At 76.6% G+C, this 22309-nt stretch carries 11 protein-coding genes; 5 read left to right on the top strand and 6 right to left on the bottom strand.

Annotated elements, in window-relative coordinates:
• The first annotated feature begins 21 nt into the window (after positions 1–21).
• Together JQX11_RS01790 and JQX11_RS01795 are read left to right on the top strand one after the other, a co-directional pair.
• On the top strand, positions 22–3192 hold the full coding sequence (locus JQX11_RS01790; RefSeq protein ID WP_204923150.1) for a non-ribosomal peptide synthetase: 3171 nt from the start codon (positions 22–24) through the stop codon (positions 3190–3192).
• Positions 3192–3464 carry an acyl carrier protein gene (locus JQX11_RS01795; RefSeq protein WP_204923151.1) on the top strand — a complete coding sequence of 91 codons (273 nt, stop codon included), beginning with the start codon at positions 3192–3194 and terminating at the stop codon, positions 3462–3464. Before JQX11_RS01790 ends, JQX11_RS01795 begins: the two co-directional genes overlap by 1 nt.
• Before the next feature lie 27 nt (positions 3465–3491).
• Here JQX11_RS01795 and JQX11_RS01800 read toward each other — a convergent pair whose 3' ends face one another.
• From JQX11_RS01800 to JQX11_RS01820, 5 genes are read right to left on the bottom strand one after another with little or no spacing between them, the layout of a single operon-like run.
• On the bottom strand, positions 3492–5369 hold the full coding sequence (locus JQX11_RS01800; protein WP_204923152.1) for an SWIM zinc finger family protein: 1878 nt from the start codon (positions 5367–5369) through the stop codon (positions 3492–3494).
• Positions 5366–8923, bottom strand: a complete 3558-nt coding sequence (locus tag JQX11_RS01805) for a vWA domain-containing protein (protein WP_204923153.1) — start codon at positions 8921–8923, stop codon at positions 5366–5368. The genes JQX11_RS01800 and JQX11_RS01805 overlap by 4 nt, the downstream gene beginning before the upstream one ends.
• Positions 8907–10070: an AAA family ATPase gene (locus tag JQX11_RS01810; protein ID WP_204923154.1), complete on the bottom strand. Its 1164-nt coding sequence runs from the start codon at positions 10068–10070 to the stop codon at positions 8907–8909. Before JQX11_RS01810 ends, JQX11_RS01805 begins: the two co-directional genes overlap by 17 nt.
• The gene (locus JQX11_RS01815; protein ID WP_204923155.1) at positions 10067–14815 is read right to left on the bottom strand and encodes a hypothetical protein; all 4749 of its coding nucleotides are present in this window, start codon (positions 14813–14815) and stop codon (positions 10067–10069) included. The genes JQX11_RS01810 and JQX11_RS01815 overlap by 4 nt, the downstream gene beginning before the upstream one ends.
• Positions 14812–15687 carry a DUF4132 domain-containing protein gene (locus JQX11_RS01820; RefSeq protein ID WP_204923156.1) on the bottom strand — a complete coding sequence of 292 codons (876 nt, stop codon included), beginning with the start codon at positions 15685–15687 and terminating at the stop codon, positions 14812–14814. Before JQX11_RS01820 ends, JQX11_RS01815 begins: the two co-directional genes overlap by 4 nt.
• Before the next feature lie 609 nt (positions 15688–16296).
• Here JQX11_RS01820 and JQX11_RS01825 point away from each other — a divergent pair.
• The 3 genes from JQX11_RS01825 to JQX11_RS01835 all read left to right on the top strand — a co-directional run bounded on the left by JQX11_RS01825 (position 16297) and on the right by JQX11_RS01835 (position 20672).
• Positions 16297–17649: a nucleotide sugar dehydrogenase gene (locus tag JQX11_RS01825; RefSeq protein ID WP_204923157.1), complete on the top strand. Its 1353-nt coding sequence runs from the start codon at positions 16297–16299 to the stop codon at positions 17647–17649.
• 1 nt (position 17650) lies between these two features.
• The gene (locus tag JQX11_RS01830) at positions 17651–19027 is read left to right on the top strand and encodes a glycosyltransferase family 2 protein (protein WP_204923158.1); all 1377 of its coding nucleotides are present in this window, start codon (positions 17651–17653) and stop codon (positions 19025–19027) included.
• 112 nt (positions 19028–19139) lie between these two features.
• Complete coding sequence (locus tag JQX11_RS01835) at positions 19140–20672, top strand: polysaccharide deacetylase family protein (RefSeq protein ID WP_204923159.1); 1533 nt, start codon at positions 19140–19142, stop codon at positions 20670–20672.
• Between the two features lie 48 nt (positions 20673–20720).
• On the opposite strand, the gene JQX11_RS01840 is transcribed toward JQX11_RS01835, so the two are convergent.
• Positions 20721–22304, bottom strand: a complete 1584-nt coding sequence (locus tag JQX11_RS01840) for a DUF4139 domain-containing protein (RefSeq protein WP_204923160.1) — start codon at positions 22302–22304, stop codon at positions 20721–20723.
• Positions 22305–22309 lie beyond the last annotated feature (5 nt).

Genomic DNA, 22309 nt, shown 5'->3' on the forward strand with positions numbered 1-22309 from the left:
ACCCGCACCGACAGCACGACCATGGGAGAGCATGTGGGCACCGCCGAGGCGACCTTCGCGCAGCACGCCGTCTGGTTCACCGAACAGGCCGGGGTCGCCGGCACGGCGTACCACCTGGCGGTGGGCATCCGGTTCGGCGCGGAGCTGGACCGGGCGGCCCTCGTCGCGGCGTGCGCGGCGACGGTCGCCCGGCACCCCGTCCTGGCCACCCGGATCGACACCGACGAGGACGGCACCCCCCGGTTGACGCCCGCCGACACCCGCCCGGCGGTCACCCTCGGCGCGCTGACCGACGCCCGGGTCGCCGAGGAGATCGCCCGGCCGTACGACCTGCGGACCGGCCCGCTGGCCCGGTTCACCCTGCTGACCGGGGCGGCGGGCGACCACCTGCTGCTGGTCACCGCCCACCACCTGGTCTTCGACGGCACCTCCAAGGACGTGCTGGTCGCCGACCTCGCCGCCGGATACGCCACCGCCCGGTCCGCCAACCCGACCCGGGGCACCGGCACCGCGCCGGGGCAGCCCGGCGACGACCATGCCGGCCTCGCGGCGGCCGAGCAGCAGCGGATCGCCGCCGACCTGCCGGCCGCCCGCGACTTCTGGGCGCGGCACTGGTCCGGCCCCGGCGACGTGCTGCTGCCCGGCCTGCGCCGGCTGCCCACCAGTGCCGAGCCCGGCGTCGCCGTCGAGGTGGCGCTGCCCGCCGACGTGGTCGACGGCATCGACCCGGCGGCCCGGTCGCTCGGGGTCACCCGTTTCGAGCTGCTGTTCGCCGCGCTGCACGCCCTGCTCGGGCGGTACGGCAACCGGGACCTGCCGATCGGGGTGGCGCTGTCCACCCGCACCCCGGACCAGGCCGACCGGATCGGTTTGTTCGTCAACGAACTACCGGTCACCGTCGCGCCGGCCGACGGCACGTTCCGGGCGCACGCCCGCGCCGTCCGGGACCGGCTGCGCGAGGTGTACCGGTACCGGGCCGTGCCGCTGGCCCACGCGGTGCCCGGCCTGCGCCCCGCCCCGGCGCTCACCCCGGTCAGCGTCGGCTACCGGCGACGCGGCGGCGAGCCGACCTTCCCCGGGGTGGCCGGCGAGGTCGACTGGACGCTGTACGGCGGCGCCGCCCGCAACGCCCTGCACGTGCAGATCGTGGACGCCCCCAGCGGCCTCACGGTCAGCCTCCAGCACAGCCCGGCGACGATCCCGACCGACGCGGTACGCCGGATCGGGGCGCACCTGCGTACCCTGCTCGCCGCCGCGCTCGCCGACCCCGACCGGCCGGTGGCGCAGCTGCCGGTGCTGCCCGCCGACGAATTCGACCGGGTCACCCGGGAGTGGAACGGCACCGGCCGGGCGTACCCCGCCGGGGCGAGCGTGCCCGGCCTGTTCGCCGCCCGGGTCGCCGCCGACCCGCACGCGCCGGCCGTGGTCGACGACGACCTGACGCTCAGCTACGCCCAACTCGATGCCGCCGCCGACCGGTTGACCGGGCTGCTGCGACAGCGCGGGGTCGGGCCGGGGACGATCGTCGCGGTCGCCCTGGACCGGTCCTGGCAGGCGGTGGTCACCCTGCTGGCGGTGCTGCGCTGCCGGGCCGCGTACCTGCCGGTGGACCCGCAGCACCCGCCGGCCCGCCGGGCTCTCGTCCTCGACGACGCCGACCCCGCGCTGGTGGTGACGCCGACGGCGAGCGGGCTGTCCCGGCCCACCCTCGCCTTCGACGGGGTCGACCTGCTCGCCGGGCCGGTGCCGACGCCGACCGGCCCCGTCGCGCCGCCGGCCGCCGACGACCTGGCCTACCTGCTCTACACCTCCGGCTCGACCGGCCGACCCAAGGGCGTCGCGGTGCGGCACGGGGCGCTGACCAACCTGCTGTTGGGCGTCCGGGACCTGCTGGGCAGCGGTCCCACGCACCGCTGGCTGCACCTGACCTCGCTGTCGTTCGACATCTCCACCGTGGAGGTCTTCCTGCCGTTGGTCACCGGCGGCCGGGTGGTCGTCGCCTCGACGGTCGGCCCGCTGGACGGCGCGGGCGTGCTGCGGCTCGTCCACACCGCCGGGGTGACCCACGCCCAGGCCACCCCCTCGGGCTGGCGGGTGCTGCTGGAGGCAGGCCTCGGCACGCCCGGACCGGACGCCACCGGGGTCGCGCCGACCCCGCTGGTCGCCGTCACCGGCGGCGAGGCCCTGCCGCCCGCCCTGGCCCGCGAGCTGCGGGCCCGCACCGCCCGCCTGGTCAACGGGTACGGTCCCACCGAGGCGACGGTGTACGCCACGATGGCCGACGTCGACCCCGACGAGGTCACCATCGGACGCCCCCTGCCGAACGTGCGGGCGTACCTGCTGGACGCCACGGGACAGCCGACGCCGATCGGGGTACCGGGCGAGCTGCACCTGGCCGGCGCCGGGCTGGCCGCCGGCTACCGGGGGCGCGACGACCTGACCGCCGAGGTGTTCGTGCCGGACCCGTTCGGACGACCCGGACAGCGGCTCTACCGCACCGGTGACCGCTGCCGGTGGCTGCCGGACGGGCGGCTGGACTTCCTCGGCCGCACCGACGACCAGGTCAAGATCCGGGGGCACCGGGTCGAGCTGGGCGAGATCGACGCCCGGCTGCTCGACCATCCGGACGTGGCCGACGCGGCGACGGTGCTGCGCTCCGACGCCGACGAACCTCGGCTCGTCGCCTACCTGGTGCCCCGCGCCGGCACCGTCGTCGAGCCGGCCGGGCTGCGCCGGCACCTGGCGGCGAGCCTGCCGCAGGCCGTGCTGCCGACCGACTTCGTGCCGCTCGACCGGCTGCCGTCGAGCCCGAACGGCAAGGTCGACCGGGCCGCCCTGGCCGCCCGGGACCGCACGGCCGACCTCACCCGACCGCCGGCCACCGACCCGGTCCACCCGGCCGGGAGCGGTGGGCCGCCCGGCGACCCGGCACCGGGCGGGGCCGTCACCCCGCCCGCCGACGACCCGGTGGTGGCCGAGTTGCGGACGATCTGGCAGGAGGTGCTGCGGATTCCCGACATCGGCGTGCACGAGGACCTGTTCGACCTGGGCGGCCACTCCCTGACGATCACCCGGATCAGTGGCCGCATCCAGCAACGGCTCGGCGTCGAGGTGCCCCTGGACGCCTTCTTCGACACCCCCACCATCGCCGAGATCGCCGAGATCGTCCGGCCGTCCGTGAAGGAGTGCTGATGGACACCAGCGACACCACCGACCTGCGGGGGCGGCTCGCCGACCTGGTCAGCGAGGCCACCGGCGGTGAGGTCGCGGCCACCGACCTGCTCACCGGCGGTTCGATGGTCGCCCTCGGCGTCGACTCCCTCGGTCTGCTGCGCATGGTCGACGCGATCGAGTCGGAGTACGACGTCGAGGTCGAGCTGAACGGTCCGGGTCGTCCCCTGGACACCCTCGACGACCTGGTCGCGCTGCTGACCGCCGCCGGGCCCGACGACCACACCCACTGACGGCGTGCCACCCGGGCGTGGACGGGGTCAGGGCAGCCAGGACGCCTCCGCCGACGCCCGGGATGCCGCCTCCTCGTAGACCGCCACCGCCAGCCAGGACTCGGCGAACGCCTGCCCGTCGTCGTCGGTGAGCCGCCCGAAGGCGTCCCGGGGCCGGGCCCGGGCCACCGAGCCCATCGCGGCGAGCAGGTGCGCGCCGAGGTCCAGGCGGGCCAGCCGCAGCGTCCGCTCCGTCGGGTCGGCCAACGCCTGGATCGCCCGGCCACCCGAGACGACCCGCTCCACCTGCCGGCGCAGCAGCCCCAGGGCGGGATCGCCGAGCCGGGGACGCGGCACGGCCGCCTCCGGGAGCCGGTCCGGTGCCACCGCCACCGCGCCGTCGCCCGCCCTGAGCTGGCTCGCGTGCAGCCGGTCGTAGCCGAGGTCGGCGTGTCCCGCCCAGCTCGGCGGCAGGGTGAGCCCCGGCCCGTCGCTGTCGACAGGTGCCACGGCGAGCGCCTGCACCGTCGCCCGGCGGGTCGGATCGAGGCGGCCCACCAGGCGCAGCCGCGCCCCCACCGCCTGCCCCAGCAGGCGCAGGTTGGCCCGGTGCGGCAGGGCGGCGTGCTCGTCGGCGACGGTCAGCGTCAGGACCACCCCGTCGTCGGTGCCGACCAGCACGGTGTGGTCGTGTCCGCCCAGCACCCGCACGGTCACAAAGAGCAGGTCGGCCCCGGCAGGGCGCTCCGGCAGCGGCAGGGCCACCGCGCCGAAGGCCCGGCGGACCTGCTCGGGCAGGGGCTGCGCCCAGAGCCCGGCGAGAGGTTCGTCGGCCCAGCCGACCCCGGCGGCCCGCGCCGCCCGGACCGCCTTGCCGGCGCCCAGCTGCCCCGACTCCGAGGCGGTGCCGCCGGACACCACCAGCCCGGCCCGGGTGAGCTGCCGGTGGCTGAGCCCCGACTCGCCCACCGCCACCGTCGCGTCGCCCGCCCCGGCGGCCCGGCCCACGTCGCCCGGGGCGAGATCGGCGACCGTCCAGAGTCGACCGGTGCGGTCGGCCAGGTAGGTGACCACCCCGGCGTACCCGGAGTCGGCCACCACGGGGACCGTGCAGAGCCCGTACAGTCGCAGGCCGGCCTGCGGGTCGTAGGTCCGCCGGGCGGTGCCCAGCAACGCACCCGGGTCACCGGCCGGCGTGTCCCCGCGCAGCCGGCGGGACACGGACAACAGCTCCCGCAGGTCGTCGGTCAGGTCGGCCAGCCGGTGCTGGGGTTCGCCCTCCCGGGCGGCCCGCAGCCCGGCCGCGACCCGGGTGCCGGACGCCGCCGCCCGGTGCAGGCCGTTGGCCCGGGCCTCGTGCACCGCCCGCAGCAGGGCGGTCCGCAGCACCACCCCGCAGCCGACGGTCCCCGCCGCGAGCACCGCCACGCCCACCCGCCACAGCCCGTCGGCCGCGGCCCGCTGTCGACCGGTGGGCGCGGGGGGCGATCCGGCGCCGTCCGCCACCGCGTCTCCGGTCACCCCGGTGGGCGGGCCGGTGGCGGCAGCCGGATCGACGGGCCGGTCGGCGGCCGGCGGCGGGGCCGCGTCGCCCACCAGGGCCGCGTCGTCCACCGGGGCCGCGTCGCCCACCGGGGGCGTGTCGTCCACCGGGGCCAGGGCGAGCACCGCCATCCGGTGCAGGCAGTTCGGCGCGAGCAGGCAACTGCACCGGGCGTCGGCGGCACGGCGCACCACCCCGTCGACCGTCACCAGGGTCACCGTGGTCGCCTCGTCGACCTGGACGTTCACCCCACCGGCCGTGCCGGTGACCGGCCAGCCGCCGGCCCGCACGACCGCGTCGTCGACCTTGCGGCGCAACCGGGCGGGCAGCGCGTCCAACGCCTCGGCCAGCACCGGTGCGGTCACCGGTGGCAGGCCGGTCACCGCCGCACCTGCTCGCCGACCCACCGGGCCAGCTCCAGCGGGCTCAACGCGGCCACCGGCATCCCCGCCGCGACCAGTTGGCCCGCCGCCGCCACCGAGTACCGGGGTCGGCCGGTGTCGTCCAGGCTGGCGCAGCCCAGCACCTGACAGCCCGCCTCGACCAACGCCCGGGTCTCGGCCAGCAGACCACCCATCGGGTACCCCTCCTCGAAGTCGCTGATCACCACCACCATCGTCCGCTGTGGAACGGTGACCAGGGACCGGGCGTAGCGCAGCCCGGCCGCGATGTGCGTGCCCCCGCCGACACTGACCTCCAGCAGCAGGGCCAGCGGGTCGTCCACCCGCTCGGTGAGGTCCACCACCTCGGTGGAGAACGCGACGAAGTGCGTGCTCAGCGCCGGGACGCCGGCCAGCACGGCGGCGGTGAGCGCCGACCAGATCACCGACTCCTCCATCGATCCGGAGACGTCGACGACGAGCACCAGCCGCCAGTCCACCCCCCGGCGGGCCCGGGTGCGGAACACCGGCCGGTCCGGCACCAGCAGCATCCGGCCCTGCGCGTCACGGCGGGCGGTGGCCAGGTTGGCCCGCAGCGTCCGGGGCAGGTCCAGCGGCCCGCCCGGCCGGTAGGTGGGGCGGGGGGTGGTCAACCCGGTCAGCGCCGGGCGCAGCCGGGCGGCCAACCGCCGGGTCAGCTCCGCCACGATCCGGGCCACCAGCGGGCGCAGCCTCGCCACCGTGGACTCCGGCAGCCCACCGGCGAGGGTGAGCACGTCGCGGAGCAGTTCCACGGACGGACGGACCGCCGCCGGGTCCAGCTCGGTGACCGCGTCCAGCCGGCCCGCCTCCACCGCCCGGGCCAGCACCTCCTCGCGTACGCCGGGGCCGAACAGGGCGGACAGTTCCTGCGCCCACTCCCGTACGCCGGGGAAGGACGCCTCCCGACCGGCGCGACCGGCCGCCTCGGCCGCCGCCCCCTCGCCCCGGCCCGCCCCGTACAACTCGTCGAGGGCGGTGGCGTACCGGCGGGCGCGCGACCCGACCCGGGTCGACTCCCTGCCGAGCACCAGCCGCCACCGGTCCACGGTCGACAGCCCGCCGGCCGCGGCCCGCCGGGTGGCCGGCCGCGTCGCGTCGGCGGCCGTCGGCGGCTCCGGCGGCTCGGCGGCGAGCAGGCCCTGCGCCAGGAGCGCCCGGCGGCCCGCCGCGTCGGCCCGCAGCCGGACCAGCAGGGCGTCCGGATCGTCGAGCACCGCTACGTCGGCGTCCGGGCCGGCGTCGTCGAGCCGGCCCCGGACCACGTCCAGCAGCCGGTCCCGGCCGGCCGGGCTGACCACGTGGAAGCCGGCGCGCAGCGCCGGCAGCCGGGTGAGGAACTCCTCGTCGGGCAGGGTCTCGACCCGTTCCAGGAGCCCGTCGAACACCTCACCGCTGGCCCGCAGCAGCGGTTCGGCGACGACCAGCAGCCCGGTCAGGTGGCCCTGGAGCTGCTGCCGCCCGGCGGGCGTGGACGCCGTGTCCACCCAGGACGCGACGAGCCGGCCGAAGGCGGCGGGTTCCCGCAGGCCCAGCAGCACCCGGACCGCCCCGGCGGCGGCGGCCATCAGCGGGGTGCCCCGGGCGGCGAGCCGGGCCAGGCAGTCGGCCAGCCGCAACCCCGCACCGGCGGCGTCGGCCCGCTGGGCGAGCGTGGCCAGCGCCTCGGCGTCGGCCACGTCCTGCGCGCCGGCCAGCCCGTCGACCTGGCGGACCGCCGCGCTCTCCAGCGCCTCGGCGACCCGGCCCAGCTCGTCGGGCGGCAGGTCGGCACCGCCCGGCAGGTGACCCAGACGCAGCCGGTCGAGCAGCGCCAACGCGGTGACCAGCTCGCCGAGGGTGCCCTCGGCCGGCACGGTGACCGCCACCTCGGCGAGCCGGCGGGCGGCCAGCGCGGTCAGGTCGCACCGCGCGGCGTCCGCCAGGCCGGTGATCACGGCGGCGACGGTCGGGCCGTCCTCGGCGCGTTCCCGCCGTCGCCGTTCCACCAGCGCGCCCTCGGCGGCCTGCCCGAGGGTCACCCCGCGCAACCCGGCCACCTCGATCGTCGCCTCGGTCCGGGGTGACCAGTGCACCCGCCACCTGGTGGTGACCGGGTCCACCCCGCCGACGCCCGCGCCGCCGACCTGTTCGGCGTACGCGACGTCACAGACCTGGAGCCGGTGCAGCGTGACCTCCCGCCGCCGGTCCAGGGCGGAGCGCAGCGGGTCCAGCCGCAGCTCCCTGGCCGGGTCGCCGGCACCGGGCAGCCGCAGCCCGGCCAGCAGCTCACGGACCGCCGGGGCCAACCCGGAACGGGGGGTGCCGGGGGCCAGCACGCCACGCCGGTCCCCGACGAGCACGTGTTCCATCGCGTGCGCCACCGCCCGGCCCCGGCCGAGCACCTCGCCGTGGGCCAGCACGCTCTGGATCGCCTCGACCAGTTCACCCCGGCCCGGCGCGGGCAGGCCGCGCAGCCGGGCCAGGTCGAGCGCGAGGCGGACGGTCTCCCGGGCCTCCCCCGGGCCCGCCGGGTGACCGGCCCGGCGGATCGCCGCGCAGACCGCCACCACGGCGTCCGTCGTCGCCGACTCGACCGCGACCGGGTCGCCGTCGGCGGTGAGGACCGACTGCTGCCACTGCGGGTCGCGGATGCCGGCGGGATAGCCCGACCGGGCGTCCAACAGCCCGAACGTGTACGGCACCAGCGAGGTCACCACCGTCGCCGGGCCGGCCGGGCCGGCCGGTGGCGGGGCCTCCCGCCCGGTCAGCAGCGCCGGGGCCTCCGCTCCGGTCAGCAGCGCAGGGGCCTCCTCCCCGACCAGTAGCGCCGGGGCGTGGAACGCGCCGACCAGGGCGGCGACCCGCCGCTGCCCCGCCCCGGCCAGGCACTGCCGCATCCGGGCCTCGCGGCGCAGGTCCAGGGCGGACACCCCGGCCCCCCGCTCGGCGTCGGCGCGCAGCGCCCACCCGACCGCGAGCGCCGCCCGGCGTACCGCCTCCGGGTCGGCGCCCGGGGCGCGGGCCTCGACCGTGCGGTCCCACAGGTCCTCGTCGGCCCGCCCGCTGCCGGCGGCGCGCAGCGCGTCGGCGAACGACCGGCCCGGCGTCGGGGCGGCACCCGGTTCGCGTTCCCGCCAGACCGGGTCGGCCAGCGGCAGGTCACACGGCACGACCGGAACCCCGTTGCGGGCGGCCCAGCGCACCGCGGCCAGCTCCGGGGAGAAGTCGGCGAACGGGTAGAACGCCGGCCCGCCGCCGTCGCCGAGGACCCCGGCCAGCGCCACCGGGGCGACGGTGGCCGGGTCGGCGAGCCACGGCAGCCACCGCCCCAGCTCCGGCGGGAGTTCCAGGAGCAGCACCTCCGGCCGGTACCCGGCCAGCAGCCGGGGCAGGGCCACCGCCAGCGCGGGCGAGTGGTGCCGTACCCCGATCAGGTACGGGCGGCGGTGCCCGGCCAGCGCGGCGACCGCGACCGTGGGGTCGACCGCCGTCGGCTCCCCGGTGGCGGGTGCGGGCGGGTCAGTCGGTGAGGACATCGCGCAGTTCCCACAGCCGCCGCCACAGGCGTGCGCCGTCCTCGGCCCGTCGCCGCACCGCGCCGTCCCAGTAGCCGAGCAGCTTGGCCCCGTCGGCCGGGTCGTCCTTGCGGACCACGCCGAGCAGGTGCCCCGGCAGCAGCGACACCACGTCCCGGTCACCGGGGAAGTAGGCCGCCGCCAGCGCCAGCGACGACGCGACCGCCACCGCCTCGGCGGTGCTCATCACGGTGGACGGCCGCTCCACCTCCCAGCCCTCGACCGACCGCCCGGCCCGCAGGTCGCGGAACGCGGTGACCAGCGCCTCCAGCACGGCGTCGTCGACGGCGAACGGGGCGTGCACCCGCTCCAGCGTGGCGCGGGCCTGCCGCTGCACCAGGGCGATCTCCTGGGCCAGGTCGCCGATCGGGCCGACGGTCTCGAAGTTGAACCGGCGCTTGAGCGCGGCCGACATCTCCGACACCCCCCGGTCGCGCAGGTTGGCGGTCGCGATCAGGGTGAACCCGGGTGCGGCGGGAACGGTGGCGTCGGCGGTGCCGGACAGCTCCGGCACCGCGATCCGCCGGTCGGACAGGATCGACACCAGGGCGTCCTGGACCTCCGGCAGGCAGCGGGTGATCTCCTCCACCCGGGCCACCGCGCCGGTGCGCATCGCGGCCAGGATCGGCGAGGGCACCAGCGCGGCGGCGCTCGGCCCGTGCGCGAGCAGTAGCGCGTAGTTCCAGCCGTAGCGGAGCTGGTCCTCGGTGGTGCCGGCAGTGCCCTGCACGACAAGTTCGCTGCTGCCGCAGATCGCGGCGGACAGCAGCTCCGACAGCATCGACTTCGCGGTGCCCGGTTCGCCGACGAGCAGCAGGCCCCGTTCCCCGGCGAGGGTCACGACGCAGCGTTCGACGAGCGCCCGTTCCCCGACGAACTTGGCGGTGACGGTCAGCGTGCGGGGCAGGTCGTCGCGGCGGGCCTGCCGGGGCAGCTCCAGCGCGACACCGCCGCTGCCGACGATGAACGTGACGACCGCGCGCGGGGTCAACCGCCAGCCCGGCGGCCGGGGCCCGTCGTCGTACGCGGCGAGGAACGCCAGTTCGGCGGCGTGCGCGTGCTCGGCCGGCTGGACCTGCCGGGCCGCAGGCGTGGTCGTGGTGGTCATCGGCGCCCTTCCGTAACGAGATCGTCGAAGCGGGGTGCGTCGCCGTCGCACAGCCGGGCCCAGGCGAGCGCGAACAGCCGGGGCGGGGGGGCCACCGGGGAGACGATGCCGAGGGCGGTCACGCCGCCCTCGCCCCCGATCAGCAGCGGGAGCTTCCACCGTTCCAGCGGCAGCAGCGGCGCCTTGAGCGCCAACCAGCCGCCGGGCAGGAACAGCGACCGCCCGGCCCGGGGCCGCTTCGCCACCACGACGTGCCCGGTCGCGGCCAACTCGGCGCGGGCCGCCTTGAGCCGGGCCGGCTTCCAGCCGGTCCACCGGGCCACGTTGCGGTCGGTCGGGTCGGGCAGGGCGAGCAGTTGCAGGTACAGCGCCGCCGCGTCGACGCCCAGTCCGAGCGTCGTGGCGACCGTGGTGACCAGGTCCGCGGCCGAGCGGGTCGGGTCCTGCGCGAAGCCGTCGTCCATCGCCGGGACGACGTGCGACACCACCTCGGTGAGCTGGCCGCCGACCAGCGCCCGCAGCGCCGCGAGCAGCTGCTCGTTGACGTGGTCGAGGCGGGCCCGCAGCACGGCCAGCGCCGGATCGTCCGTTCCGGACAGCCGGGACGGGTACAACCGGACCCGGTGCCAGCGGTCGGTCGGCGGGACCAGCACCGGACCGACCTCGGTACCGGCCGGACCGGTCGTCACCGGCAGGCCGAACGCGGCGGTGAACGCCGGCAGTTTGGCGCCGTCGACGTGCCCGATGGAGACGGTGAAGCCGGGGTCGGCCAGCCGCTGCCGGGCCAGGTCGGCGGCGACCGGCAGCGCCGCCCGCATCGGGTCGTCGACGGCCAGGTGGTACGCCAGCCACGGCAGCGTCCTGGTCAGCGCGATCAGCGCGTCGTCGTCGTCGACGCCGGTGTCGGACCCGGCCAGCCACCGGCCGGTGGCCGCGTTGGCGACCCAGTGGAGCACCGTCGAGGCCGGCAGCGGGCTGGTCACCTCGGCCTTGTCCACTCCGACGATCAACTCGTCGGGCACGGGTCGCCGGGGCCCGTGCCGCCGCACCCACTCTTCGACGATCAGATCCTGTCGGGGCCCGTCGACCCACAGCCGCGCCGGGTCCTCGGGGATCAGCCGCCCGAGCAGGTTGGCGAAGGCCTGCCGGCCGCGACCGCCGGTGCCCCAGAACCGGGCCGCCGCGGCGGGTGCCGCCGGGTCGGGCAGTTCCAGGATGGTCAGCAGTTCGGCGGGGGCCTTCTCCCACACGAGCCGGGGCAGGCCCGCCAGCAGCAGCACCGCCTCGGCGTGGCTCATGCCCGCCGCCTCGGACAGGGTGCGGGCCCACTCGGGCTGCCACTCCAGCGGCTCGTTGGCCCGGGCGAGCCGGAGGAACCCGTCGATCCGCTGCGGCGTGACGTCACCGGTCGGCAGGATCTGCTCCTCGGTGATCCGGAAGCCGGGCACCGCCGAGAACCGCCCGGTCGGCGTCCAGTCGAGGACGTCGACCTCCCGGTCGTCGGTGTCGACGGCGAGCACCAGCAGCCGCCGGTCGCCTGCGGTCAGCAGCTGCCCCCGGACCTGGTCGACCGGCTGGTGGGCGTCGGCGACCAGGGTGGCCCGCCGCAGCCGGCTGCCCGGGGCGAGGAGCCCGGAGCGGGCGCACACCTCCAGCAGCGTCAGCAGCGCCTCGCGGACCTCGGACAGGCAGATCGGGGCCACCGCCCGGTACATCGCGGCCGGCAGCACCCCCAGCAGGTCGAACCAGTCGAGGTCACCGTCCAGCTGGACCCGGGCGGCAGGCGTCGGGTCGGTGCCGGTGAGCGCGGCGCCCGCGCGGGAGATCAGCCGCAGGGAGCTGTCCTCCGCGCTGTAGCAGTACTGGATCAGCCCGGCGAGTCCCTCGGAGAGCAGCCGGTCGACCGCCGGTGCCCCGGCCGGGGCCTCCTGCGCCGGCAGGGCGTTGTCCTGCTCGCCGTCGAGCACGGCGGCCAGCGTCCGCAGCCGCGTCACCTGCTCGGCGGCCCGGGTGACGAGCCCGGCGACCCCGGCGACGAGGGCGGGCGCGGTGAGCTGCGGCAGGTGCCGGGCGACCAGGGCACGCACCTGGTCGGCGTCCAGCCCGGCGGCCTCGGCCAGCAGGGTGCCGGCCTGCGCGTCGGTGACGTCGCGCAGCGCCGCCGAGCCGGTCTCGTCGCGGGGTCGCAGGAAGTGCCAGTACTCCGGCGGCGGCACCAGCCGGCTGCCGGCGGCGAAGGCGGACCGCTCACCGCCGGACGGGTAGCGCCCGAGCAGGAAGCCGTCCTCGGCGCAGAGCAGCAGCTCGCCGTTGGCGCCCCGGCCACCGTGCAGCAGTCCGAAGGTGGTGTCCGCGCCGGGGAACCGCACCGCCGCCGCGAGCCTGCCGTCGGCGGCACCCGCCGGCAGGGCGAAGGACCGCCCGTTCACGGCCTCGCCGGACCAGCCGCCGTCCGCCGTGCGCCGCACCCGCCAGCCGGCCAGCCCGTCGGCGCGGCCCAGCGGGCTGTCGGACGACGTGGTGGGGCGCAGCCAGGACGCGCCGGCGTCGAGGGGTCGGCCATCGACGGTGCCGTCCTCGAAGAACGTCGGCCGGGAGAACCGTCCACGCTCGCCCGTCGTCGGGTCGTACTCCTGCCAGCCGAGCGGGTTGTCGGCGGCGCGCAGCCAGTAGGTGGTGCCGTCGCTGATGACCCGACCACCGGTCCGCTCGGCCCGGTCGCCGACCCGCAACGGACGCCGCCCCATGGTGCGCCCGCCGCCGGGCAGCGGCAGCGACAGCTGCGGATAGGTGGTGAAGGCGTCGTCGGCGAGGGTGAAGACGTCGTCCGGGGTGCCGCTCCAGTAGGCGGCCCGGTCCCGGCCCCGGTCCCAGCAGACCAGCAGTTGCCCGTCGACGTGGCGCAGCACCAGCCGCCAGCGGTACCGGTTCTCCCCGGCCGGGATCCGCATCAGGTGTTCCTGCTCCACCCCGTCCGGCCCGATGACCGTCACCAGGTCACCGGTGAGCAGCAGCAGGTTCGGCCACTGCCCGGTGAGCTGCACGTCCGTCGTCGACCCGGTGAGCCGTTCGGCGGCGGTGTCCAGGGCGGGCCAGCCGTACTCGTCGAGCAGGCCGGAGCGCAGCGTCCGGCCGAGGACCGGGCCGAGGTCGTGGTCGACGAGCCGGCGTACCGCGTCGGGGTTGACGGCGAAGCCGGTCGGGCAGGCGACGGTGCCGACCCGGTCGAGGTGGTGGTCGAGCGTCGGCAGCCCCTGTCGCCCGACGGCGTCGGCGAGGGTGTCCAGCCAGCTGCGCAGGGCGGTCCGCAGGCCGGACACCGCGACGATCTCCCGTACCCGGGGCGTCGGGTCGCGCTGGTCCCGCCCGCCGGTGCGCAGTCGCCGTTCGACGCCCTCGACCAGCATCGGCAGGAACCGGGGGTCGGCGGCGACGGCGACCAGGTCACGCCGGCCGTCGGTGTCGTCGGAGAACCAGTTGTCCAGCCGGTGCCGGACGTCGCCGTCCGGCTCCGCGACGGGCACCCCCAGCGCCAGGCAGGTGTCGAGCAGGTCGAGGTCGACGGCGTCGTGGGCGCGGCAGAGCGCGACCGGCACCCCGTCGGCCTTGAGCCGTCCCGCCATCCGCTCCACCAGGGCGAGCAGCCCGGGGTGCCGCTTGCGGACCCGCCACGAGCGGCGTTCCCGGTGCTCGTCGAAGCGGCGCAGCCAGCCGGCGGGCCCGTCGGGCGACTCGGCCTCGGCGGGGACGGCACCCGCCGGCCCGGTCAGCGCGCGGGTGGCGTCGGCCTCCTCCAGCACCGCCAGCCAGACGTCGTCGCCGCAGTTGCGGGGGGTGAGCCCGAGCAGCCGGCCGCGCAGTGCGGGGTCGGCCGTGGCGAGCCGGGCCAGTGGCTGCCGGTAGGCCGTCCAGAACGCCTCCGGGGCCCGGTGCAGGGCCGGCGCGGCCAGCAGCTCGCCGAGCACCCGCTCGTCCTCGGTGGCCGGGTCGAGGCCGGCGGCGCGGGCCAGCCGACGCAGGTCGGTGTGCATCGCCGCGTACGGCGGCAGGCCGCCCAGGGTGCGCTCCACGCACAGCCGCAGGAACATCGCGTACGCGTCGGCGGGCGTGCGCCGGGTCGCCAGGTCCCGGGCGTGGCCGGAGAGCGCCTTCGCGGTCAACGCCCCGGCCAGCGCGAACTCCAGGAACACGGCGTGCTGGCGGTCCTCGTCGATGGTCAGCCCGTAGGCGCGTTCGGCGTCGCGGGCCTTGCCGAACATGGTCGCCGCGTGGGTGACGCTGTCGGCGGCGAGGAACGCCCGGCCGGCCTCCTCGTAGAACGTCGGCAGGAAGTGCGGCACCGACCGGGCCAGCCGCTCGCCGAGGGCGTTGAAGCCGTCCTTGGCCGGGCCGACCCGGGAGCGCGCCGTGCGGGCCAGCCGCTCGATCTCCTTGACCAGGGCGAGCGCGTGGTGGCCGTTGGCGGGGTCGTTGACCAGCGCCCACGCCGGGAAGCCGAGCGCCTGCTGGCGGACCACGCCGACCGGGGTCACCCGCTCGGGTCGGGCGAAGCCCAGGAACTCCATGGACAGGTCCTCGGCCTCGCCGAGCGCGCCGCTGACCAGCCGGACCACGGTCCGTCCGGCGAGGACGGGGTGGGTGTACCGGCGGGCGGTGAGGGTGTCGGTGGTGTCGTCCTTGGCCACCACCGTGCCGACGGGCAGCACCGCTCCCGCCTCCAACAGGTCCGTCGCGTCGACGCTCACTGGTCCTCCTCCTGCTCTGCTGCCACGACCCGGCCGGCGTACAGCGCGGCGGCCATCCGGGTTCCCTCCGACCAGGCCACCGGGCCGACCTCGCCCAGCGGCAGGGCGGTGCCGTGCCGGTCGGTGAAGACGAGGTCACCGGTCTCGGTCTCGTAGTACGGGTCGTCCGCGCCGACCCAGGAACGGGCCTCGACGGTGACGCCGTTCTCGACGATCCGGCAGACCGCGTTGCCGCCGCGGACGGGGTAGCCGAGCGACGTCGCCCGGGCGGTCAGGTGCCGTAGCTGGTCGTACCGGCCGCCGGCGTAGCCGCCGTAGCGGGTCGCCGTCGCGTCGACGTCCGTGCCCCGGACCCAGGTCTGCCGGAAGAGCTGGTCGACGGACTGGCGGACCTGGAGTTCGGCGGCGAACTCCCGCAGGTCGTCGAGGTCGTCGAGGGTGACCGGGTGGGGGATGACGACCCGGTCCGCGCTACGGCGGACGCTGTCGCCGTCGAGGTCGACCAGTCCGACCTGGCCGTCGCCCACCTCGCGGAGCAGGCCCACGCCGTCCGGGTCGCGCCGACCCTCGTCGTCGAGCACCGCGACGACGAGGTCGGTGAGCGCGGTGCGCCACGCCTCGTCCGGCCACACCTCGGTCAGGACCGCGACCGGCACCGGCAGCGACCGCACCATCCAGCGTTCGATGTCGGTGCGGCACTGGGTCTCGTGCCGGCCCAGCCACTCGGTGAGCTGCCGCAGCCCCACCACGGTCGGATCGTCGCGCAGGGACGCCGGGACGGAACGCAGTTCCCGCCCCTTCGCGTTCCGGGCGACGACGTCGCCATCGCGGAGAGTGACCTGGTAGCCACCCGACACCTCTGACCATCCCATGTGGACACTCCACGTCTCGACGGAAGAAGACACCGGAGGCTAGCCCACCCGGGCGACAAAGTCGGGGGGTCGTCCCGCCACCCGGTGACGACCCGGCAACGACACGACGACCTCACTGTCGGTGACCATTGATGGGCGTGCCGGGAAATGTCCAGCGGGCCGCGCCACCCCGCCCGCCCGGCACCGCGCCGCACCCGCGACCGGCAAGCCGCCGTACCCGCGACCGGCAAGGCTTCGCGGACCGCGACCGGCGGACCACCCCGGGGTGTGGCACCACCCCGGGGCAACGGCCCCGGCCCGCCGCGCCGGCCGGGGCAGGGCGGTGGAGCACGGCCGGCGGCTCACCGCCAGTGATGATTCTTACTCGATGTCGACCGCCGAGGGCACCGTGACCGGCGGGGCCGGTGAGTCGGTTGGGACGACCGTGAGTCAGGACACCGGGGCGACAACGACGCGTCCGGGCTGCCACCGCGCCGAGAACTGACCGAACGGACAGTCACCGACCGTAGTCTTTCTGCGGCCGGGCGGCTGTTCGACGGACAGCCGACGGGGCGACCGGATCGGCACTCTGGGGTCATCCCCGTTCACCTTCCGTGAGGGCCACCGACCATGTCGCAGCTCCTGCCCGCCGCCCGGGCCGACGTCCCGACCACCGCCCCCGTCTCCCCCGTCGCCCCGCCGGAGCCGGCCGTCGCCGGCCCCGGTGCGCGTACCGCAGTGGTGGGCCTCGGCTACGTGGGCCTGCCGACCAGCCTGGCCCTGGTCGCCGGCGGCGCCCGGGTGACCGGGGTGGACATCTCCCCGGACCGGCTCGACGACATCCGGGCCGACCGGGCCGACCTGCTCGACGACGACCGGAGCCGGCTCCGCGAGACGCTGCGGGCCACCGACCCGGCACTGCGCCTCACCACCGCGGTCGCCGAGATCGCCGACGCCGACACGGTGTTGATCTGCGTGCCCACCCCGGTGGACCGGCACCTCGCCCCCGACCTCACCGCGTTGCGGGCCGCCTGCGCGGCGGTGGTCGCCCACGCCCGCCCCGGCCAGACCATCGTGCTGACCTCCACCAGCTACGTCGGCACCACCCGGGAGCTGCTGGTCGAGCCGCTGGCCGCCCGGGGCCTACGGGTCGGGCAGGAGGTCTTCGTGGCGTTCGCCCCGGAACGGGTCGACCCCGGCAACGACCGGCACCGGCAGGAACTCACCCCCCGGGTGGTCGGCGGCACCACGCCGGAGTGCACCGCGCGGGCCGCCGCCGCGCTGGCCCGGATCACCCCGCTGGTGCACCGGCTCGGCTCCCCCGAGGCCGCCGAGATGACCAAGCTGCTGGAGAACACCTTCCGGGCGGTGAACATCGCCCTGGCCAACGAGTTCGCCGACCTCTGCCGGGACCTGCACCTGGACGTCACCGAGGTGATCGACGGGGCGGACACCAAGCCGTACGGGTTCATGGCCTTCCAGCCGGGCCCGGGGGTGGGCGGGCACTGCATCCCGTGTGACCCGCACTACCTGCTGTGGCAGGTCCGTGGGCAGCGCCGCGAGGCACCGCTGATCGAGACCGCGATGCGGGGGATCGCCGCCCGCCCCCGCCGGGTCGTCGACCGGATCCGGGAACTGCTCGCCGGGGCCGGCCGTCCGCTGCTCGGGGCCCGGGTGCTGCTGGCCGGGGTGACCTACAAGCCCGGGGTCGCCGACGTCCGGGAGTCGCCCGCGCTGGAGATCATCGGTGAGCTGGTCCGGGCCGGCGCGGACGTCGCCTTCGTCGACGACCTCGTCGACACGGTCCGCACCCCCGACGGCCAGCTCCTGCACCGGGTCGCCGACCCGGCCGACCGGGAGTGGGACCTGGTGGTCGTGCACACCCGCCAGTCCGGCCTGGACGAGGCGTGGCTGCGCGGGCAGCCGATGGTGCTCGACGCCACCTACCGGCTCACCGGACTGCCCCGGCGGGAGGTCGTCTGAGATGCCGGCGACCGCCCCCGTCCGGCGCGGCCTGCGCCGGCTGCTCACAGTGCTCGCGCTGCTCCCGCTGATCGTGCTGCTGGCCCGCCAGCTGCCCCTGCTGCCGTACGCCCCGCTGCTGGCGTTCTACGGCTTCGCCGTGCTCACCGCCACCGTCGCCGTGTTCTACCTGGCCTACGCCCGCTACGTCGACCCGGCCGAGGCCCCGGCGCAGCCCCGGCACGCCGCCACGTTCCCGCCGCTGCCGCCGTCCCCGACGGTCAGCCTGCTGGTGGCCGTGAAGGACGAGGCCGACGGCATCGAGGCGTGCGTCCGGTCGATGACCGGCAGCGGGTACCGCCCGTTGCAGGTGATCGTGGTCGACGACGGCTCCACCGACGGCACCGCCGAGGTGCTCGACCGGCTCGCCGCCGAACTCCCGGTCACCGTGCTGCACCTGCCCCGCAACGTCGGCAAGAAGCGGGCCCTGGTGCACGCCGCCCGGCACGCCACCGGCGAGGTGCTCGCCTTCACCGACTCCGACTGCGTACTCGCCCCGGACGCGGTGGGACGCTGCGTCGAGGCGCTGCTGCGGCAACCGGACCTCGGCGCGGTCAGCGGCCACGCCCGCGCGCTCAACCCCGACGAGTCGCTGCTCAGCCGGGTGCAGGACGTCTGGTACGAGGGCCAGTTCCGGGTCTCCAAGGCAGCCGAGGCGTCGTTCGGGGCGGTCACCTGTGTCTCCGGCCCGCTGGCGGTGTTCCGGCGGGAGGCGGTGCTCAACTACCTGCCTGCCTGGGCGGCCGACCGGTTCCTCGGCGGCGAGTTCCGGTTCGCCACCGACCGGCAGCTCACCGGCTACGTGCTGGGGCAACGCTGGATCGGCGACCGGCTCAAGGCGCGCTTCGCCGACTCGCCGTTCGTCCGCGACGAGGACCACCCACCGCGCGCCTGGCGGGTCGGCTACGTCCGCTCGGCGAAGGTGTGGACCACCGTGCCGGCCCGGCTGCGGCCGTTCCTGCGCCAGCAGACCCGCTGGAAGAAGAGCTACGTGCGGAACCTGTTCTTCACCGGCACGTTCATGTGGCGGCGGGGGCCCGGCCCGGCCGCGCTCTACTACGGACACGCGCTGTGGGTGGCGCTGGCCCCGGCGATGGCCTTCTCCCACCTGGTCTGGGCGCCGCTGCGCGGCTGGTGGGCGGTGCCGCTGCTCTACCTGTGCGGGGTGCTGCTCAAGGGCACCGCGTGGGGGCTGGCCTACCGGCTGGACAACCCGGGTGACCCGCGCTGGGCGTACCGGCCGTTGATGAGCGTGCTGTCCGCCACCGTGCTGTCCTGGCTGCTGCCCTGGTCGGTGGGGACGATCCGGCGCGGCGTGTGGTCGCGGAGCACGGTGTGAACGCCGGGCGGCGGGTGCTGACCCGGCTGGCCCGGGTCGCGCTCACCCTCGCCGGGGCGGGGACGCTGGTGCTGCTCTACGCGGTGGTGTTCACCCGGGGCGAGGTGCTCCGGTGAGCCGGCTCTGGCCTCGCGCGCTCGGCGGGCTGCTGTCGCTGGTCACCCTGTTGGTGGTGGCGGCGCCCTTCGGGGTGTCCTGGTACCTCGACGACCTGCGCCGCCACGTCAGCGGGCAGCACGACACCCCGGTCACCCGGGTCGACCCCGCCGACCTGCGCCGCTTCACCGAGACGGCCGGGCGGCTGCCGGACCGGGCCGCGCCGGTGGTGGTCGCGTACCACGACATCCGGCCGCACGGCGACGACCCGGCGGCGACCGAACCGACCGGCCGGGAACACTACGTGGTCACCCCGGAGGCGTTCGACGCCCAGCTCACCGCCCTGCGCACCGCCGGCTACCGGACGATCTCCTCGGCCCAGTACGTCGACTACCTGCGCGGCGGGAGCGTCCCGCCCCGGTCGGTCTACCTCACCTTCGACGACGGCACCCGGGGCCTGTGGTCGTACGCCGACCCGATCCTGAAACGACACCGGATGGTGGCCGCCTCCTACCTGATCACCGGGCAGGTGGGCACCCACCGGCCGTACTACCTGAGCTGGGCGGAGATCGACCGGATGAGCCGCTCCGGCCGGTGGGACTTCCAGGCGCACACCCACGACCTGCACACCCGGGTGCAGACCGCGCCGGGGCGGCTCGGCTCCCCGCTGACCCACCGGCGCTGGGAGCCGGCCACCGGTGCGCGCGAGAGCCTGGCCGGCTACCGGCAGCGGTTGACCGCCGACTTCGACGCGATGTTCGCCGCGTTCACCGACCACCGGCTGCCCCGCCCGCAGTTGTTCGCGTACCCGTTCTCCGAGATCGGGGACGCGACGACCGACCCGGAGGCCGCCGCGTTCAGCCGCGACCTGATCGCCACGCGGTTCGTCGCCGCGCTGACCAACAAGTCGCTCGCCCCGCAACCGAGCAGCCGCCGGTCGGCCGCCGACGGGCAGGTCGAGCGGGCCGAGGTGTACGCCCGGACCACCGCCGCCGAACTGGTCAGCGCGGTCGTCGAACGCACGGCCGTGCCCGCCGTGGTGACCGACCCGTTCGCCCGTTCCTGGGACTGGCGTGACCAGCACGGTGAGCCGATGACCGACCTGTCCCCGCTGACCGGCGGCCGGTTCCCCGCCGACAGCCCACGTCGCGCCTACGGCACCCTGCTCGCGTACGCCAGCGCGGACTGGACCGGCTACACGGCCGACGCCACCGTGCGCGGCCTGCGCGCCGACGGCGGCACCGTCACCCTGCTGGTCGGGGTCAACGGCGACGCCACGGTCTCGGTCCGGGTGACGCACGGCCGGGTGGCGGTGCTGCGTGCCGGCCGGGTGGCCGCCGAGGCCGCCGTGGACCCGGCGGCCACCCACCGGGTCACGGTCACCGTGCGCGACGGCGTGACGGTGGCCCGGGTCGACGGCGGCCCGGCCCTGCGGGTGTCCACCCCCACCGGGCCGGGTGCCACCGGCGGGTTGGCCGTGGCGATCGACGACGCGCAGGGGCGGCCCCACCCGTCGGTCGCCGCGCTCACCGTGACGGCCGTCGGGTGACCGCCGCGACCCGCCCGGCCGGCCGGGCGGGTCGCGGCGGGAACGCGGTCACTCCCGCCAGCCGGCCAGCTCCACGCCCTTGCCGAGTTCGACCCGGAACCCGAGGGTGATGTCGCCGCCCTCCCCCGGCCCGAGCCGCAGCCGCCAGGTCAGCTCGCCCAGGTCGGTGCGCTCGTCCGGCGGCGGGACGACGGTAGCCTCCCGGACGGTCACCGCCTCGTCGCGGGAGACCGGCAGTTGGTCGCGGACCTCCACCGTCGCCGGTCGCGGGGTGTGGTTGGCCACGCTGATCCGGTACTCCACGTCCCGCCGCCGGGTGGAGCCGAGCGCGGCCCGGGTGTCGGAGCGCCGGGTCAGCTCGCGTTCCACCCGGACCCGGTCGTCCACCCCGAGTGCCACCTCGGTCTCCTCACCGGGCGCCCAGGTCGGCAGCCGGGTGGTGGCGACGAAGTCGGCGTCGTGGAACACCGCCGCCGGGCCGGGCAGCAGGGTGTGCGTGGAGGTGTTGCGGACCGTCGCCCGCAGGTGCGCCTCGGCGGCCCGCAGCGGCACGGTCACGTGGTCGAGGCGGACCGGCAGGTCCAGTACGGCGATGACGGCCCGGTAGGCGCTGCCGTCGGCGGGCACCGCCACCGGGCGGGCCGGCCGGTAGGTCGCGGCGGTGACACCCTGCTCGACCTCGGCGACGCTCTCCCGCACGACCGGGCGCGGCCCGCCCGCGCGGGCCGCCCCACCGCCGCCGGCCGGGGCCGCGGCGGGCGCGGGCGGCGGCGGCGCACCGAAGCTCGCCGCCGCCCGCGCCACCGGGACCGGCCGGACCCGGTCGAGGTACCAGGGCGACAACTCCGGTACGCCGGAGGCCGCCGCCGGGCGGGCGGTGGACAGTTGGAGCACGCACTCCGGCCAGTCCTCGCCGGTGTCCTGGGTGACCAGGGCGGACCAGGTGACCGTCATGGCGTCGCCGACCAGCCGCAGGTCGTAGGAGGACTGCCAGCGGGCCCCGTCGACCAGGTAGGTCAGCTCCAGGTCCACGGTGGTGTCGTCGGCGTCCACGGCGACCGTCACGTCGGCGGCCAGCCGGTCCGGTGCCTGTTTGCCGCCCGCGTCGGCCACCTGCCGCTGCACGGCCGCCAGTTCCTCGGTCAGGTCGACACGTCGCCGGGCCAGCCCGCGTCGGCGGCGGTGGGAGTCGGTGAGCTGGGCGGCGACCGCGTCGGCGAAGGACGTCACGTCGGCCGGGGCGGCGTCACCGGCGGCCAGCGTACGGGCGTAGGTGCCGCCGGCCCGGTCGGCCAGCCGGGTGAGGAACTGTTGCCGCTGCGTCTCGACCTCGGCGGCGTCGTCGGTCTCGGCGAGTTCGTCGGCCAGTTCCCGGGCCCGCCGGGTCAGCGCGTCGACCTGACCGTCGGTGCTGCGGGCCTGCCGCCAGGTGCTCACCTCCACGCCGAGGACGGTGGCCGGGCCCCCGCCCCCGGTCCGCAGCGAGTCCCGGCGCAGCCGCAACGGCAGCGGGGCGATCCGGAGCCGGTGCTCACCGGCGGCCAGCCGGATGCTCGCCCGGCGGGTGACCCGGGCCCGGTCCGGATACACGGTGACGGCGACCACGGGTGCTTCGATCTCCACAGCGTCCACGGCGG

Origin of the sequence: Micromonospora humida, from assembly GCF_016901255.1 — a bacterium.
GTDB classification, from domain to species: Bacteria; Actinomycetota; Actinomycetes; order Mycobacteriales; family Micromonosporaceae; genus Micromonospora; species Micromonospora wenchangensis.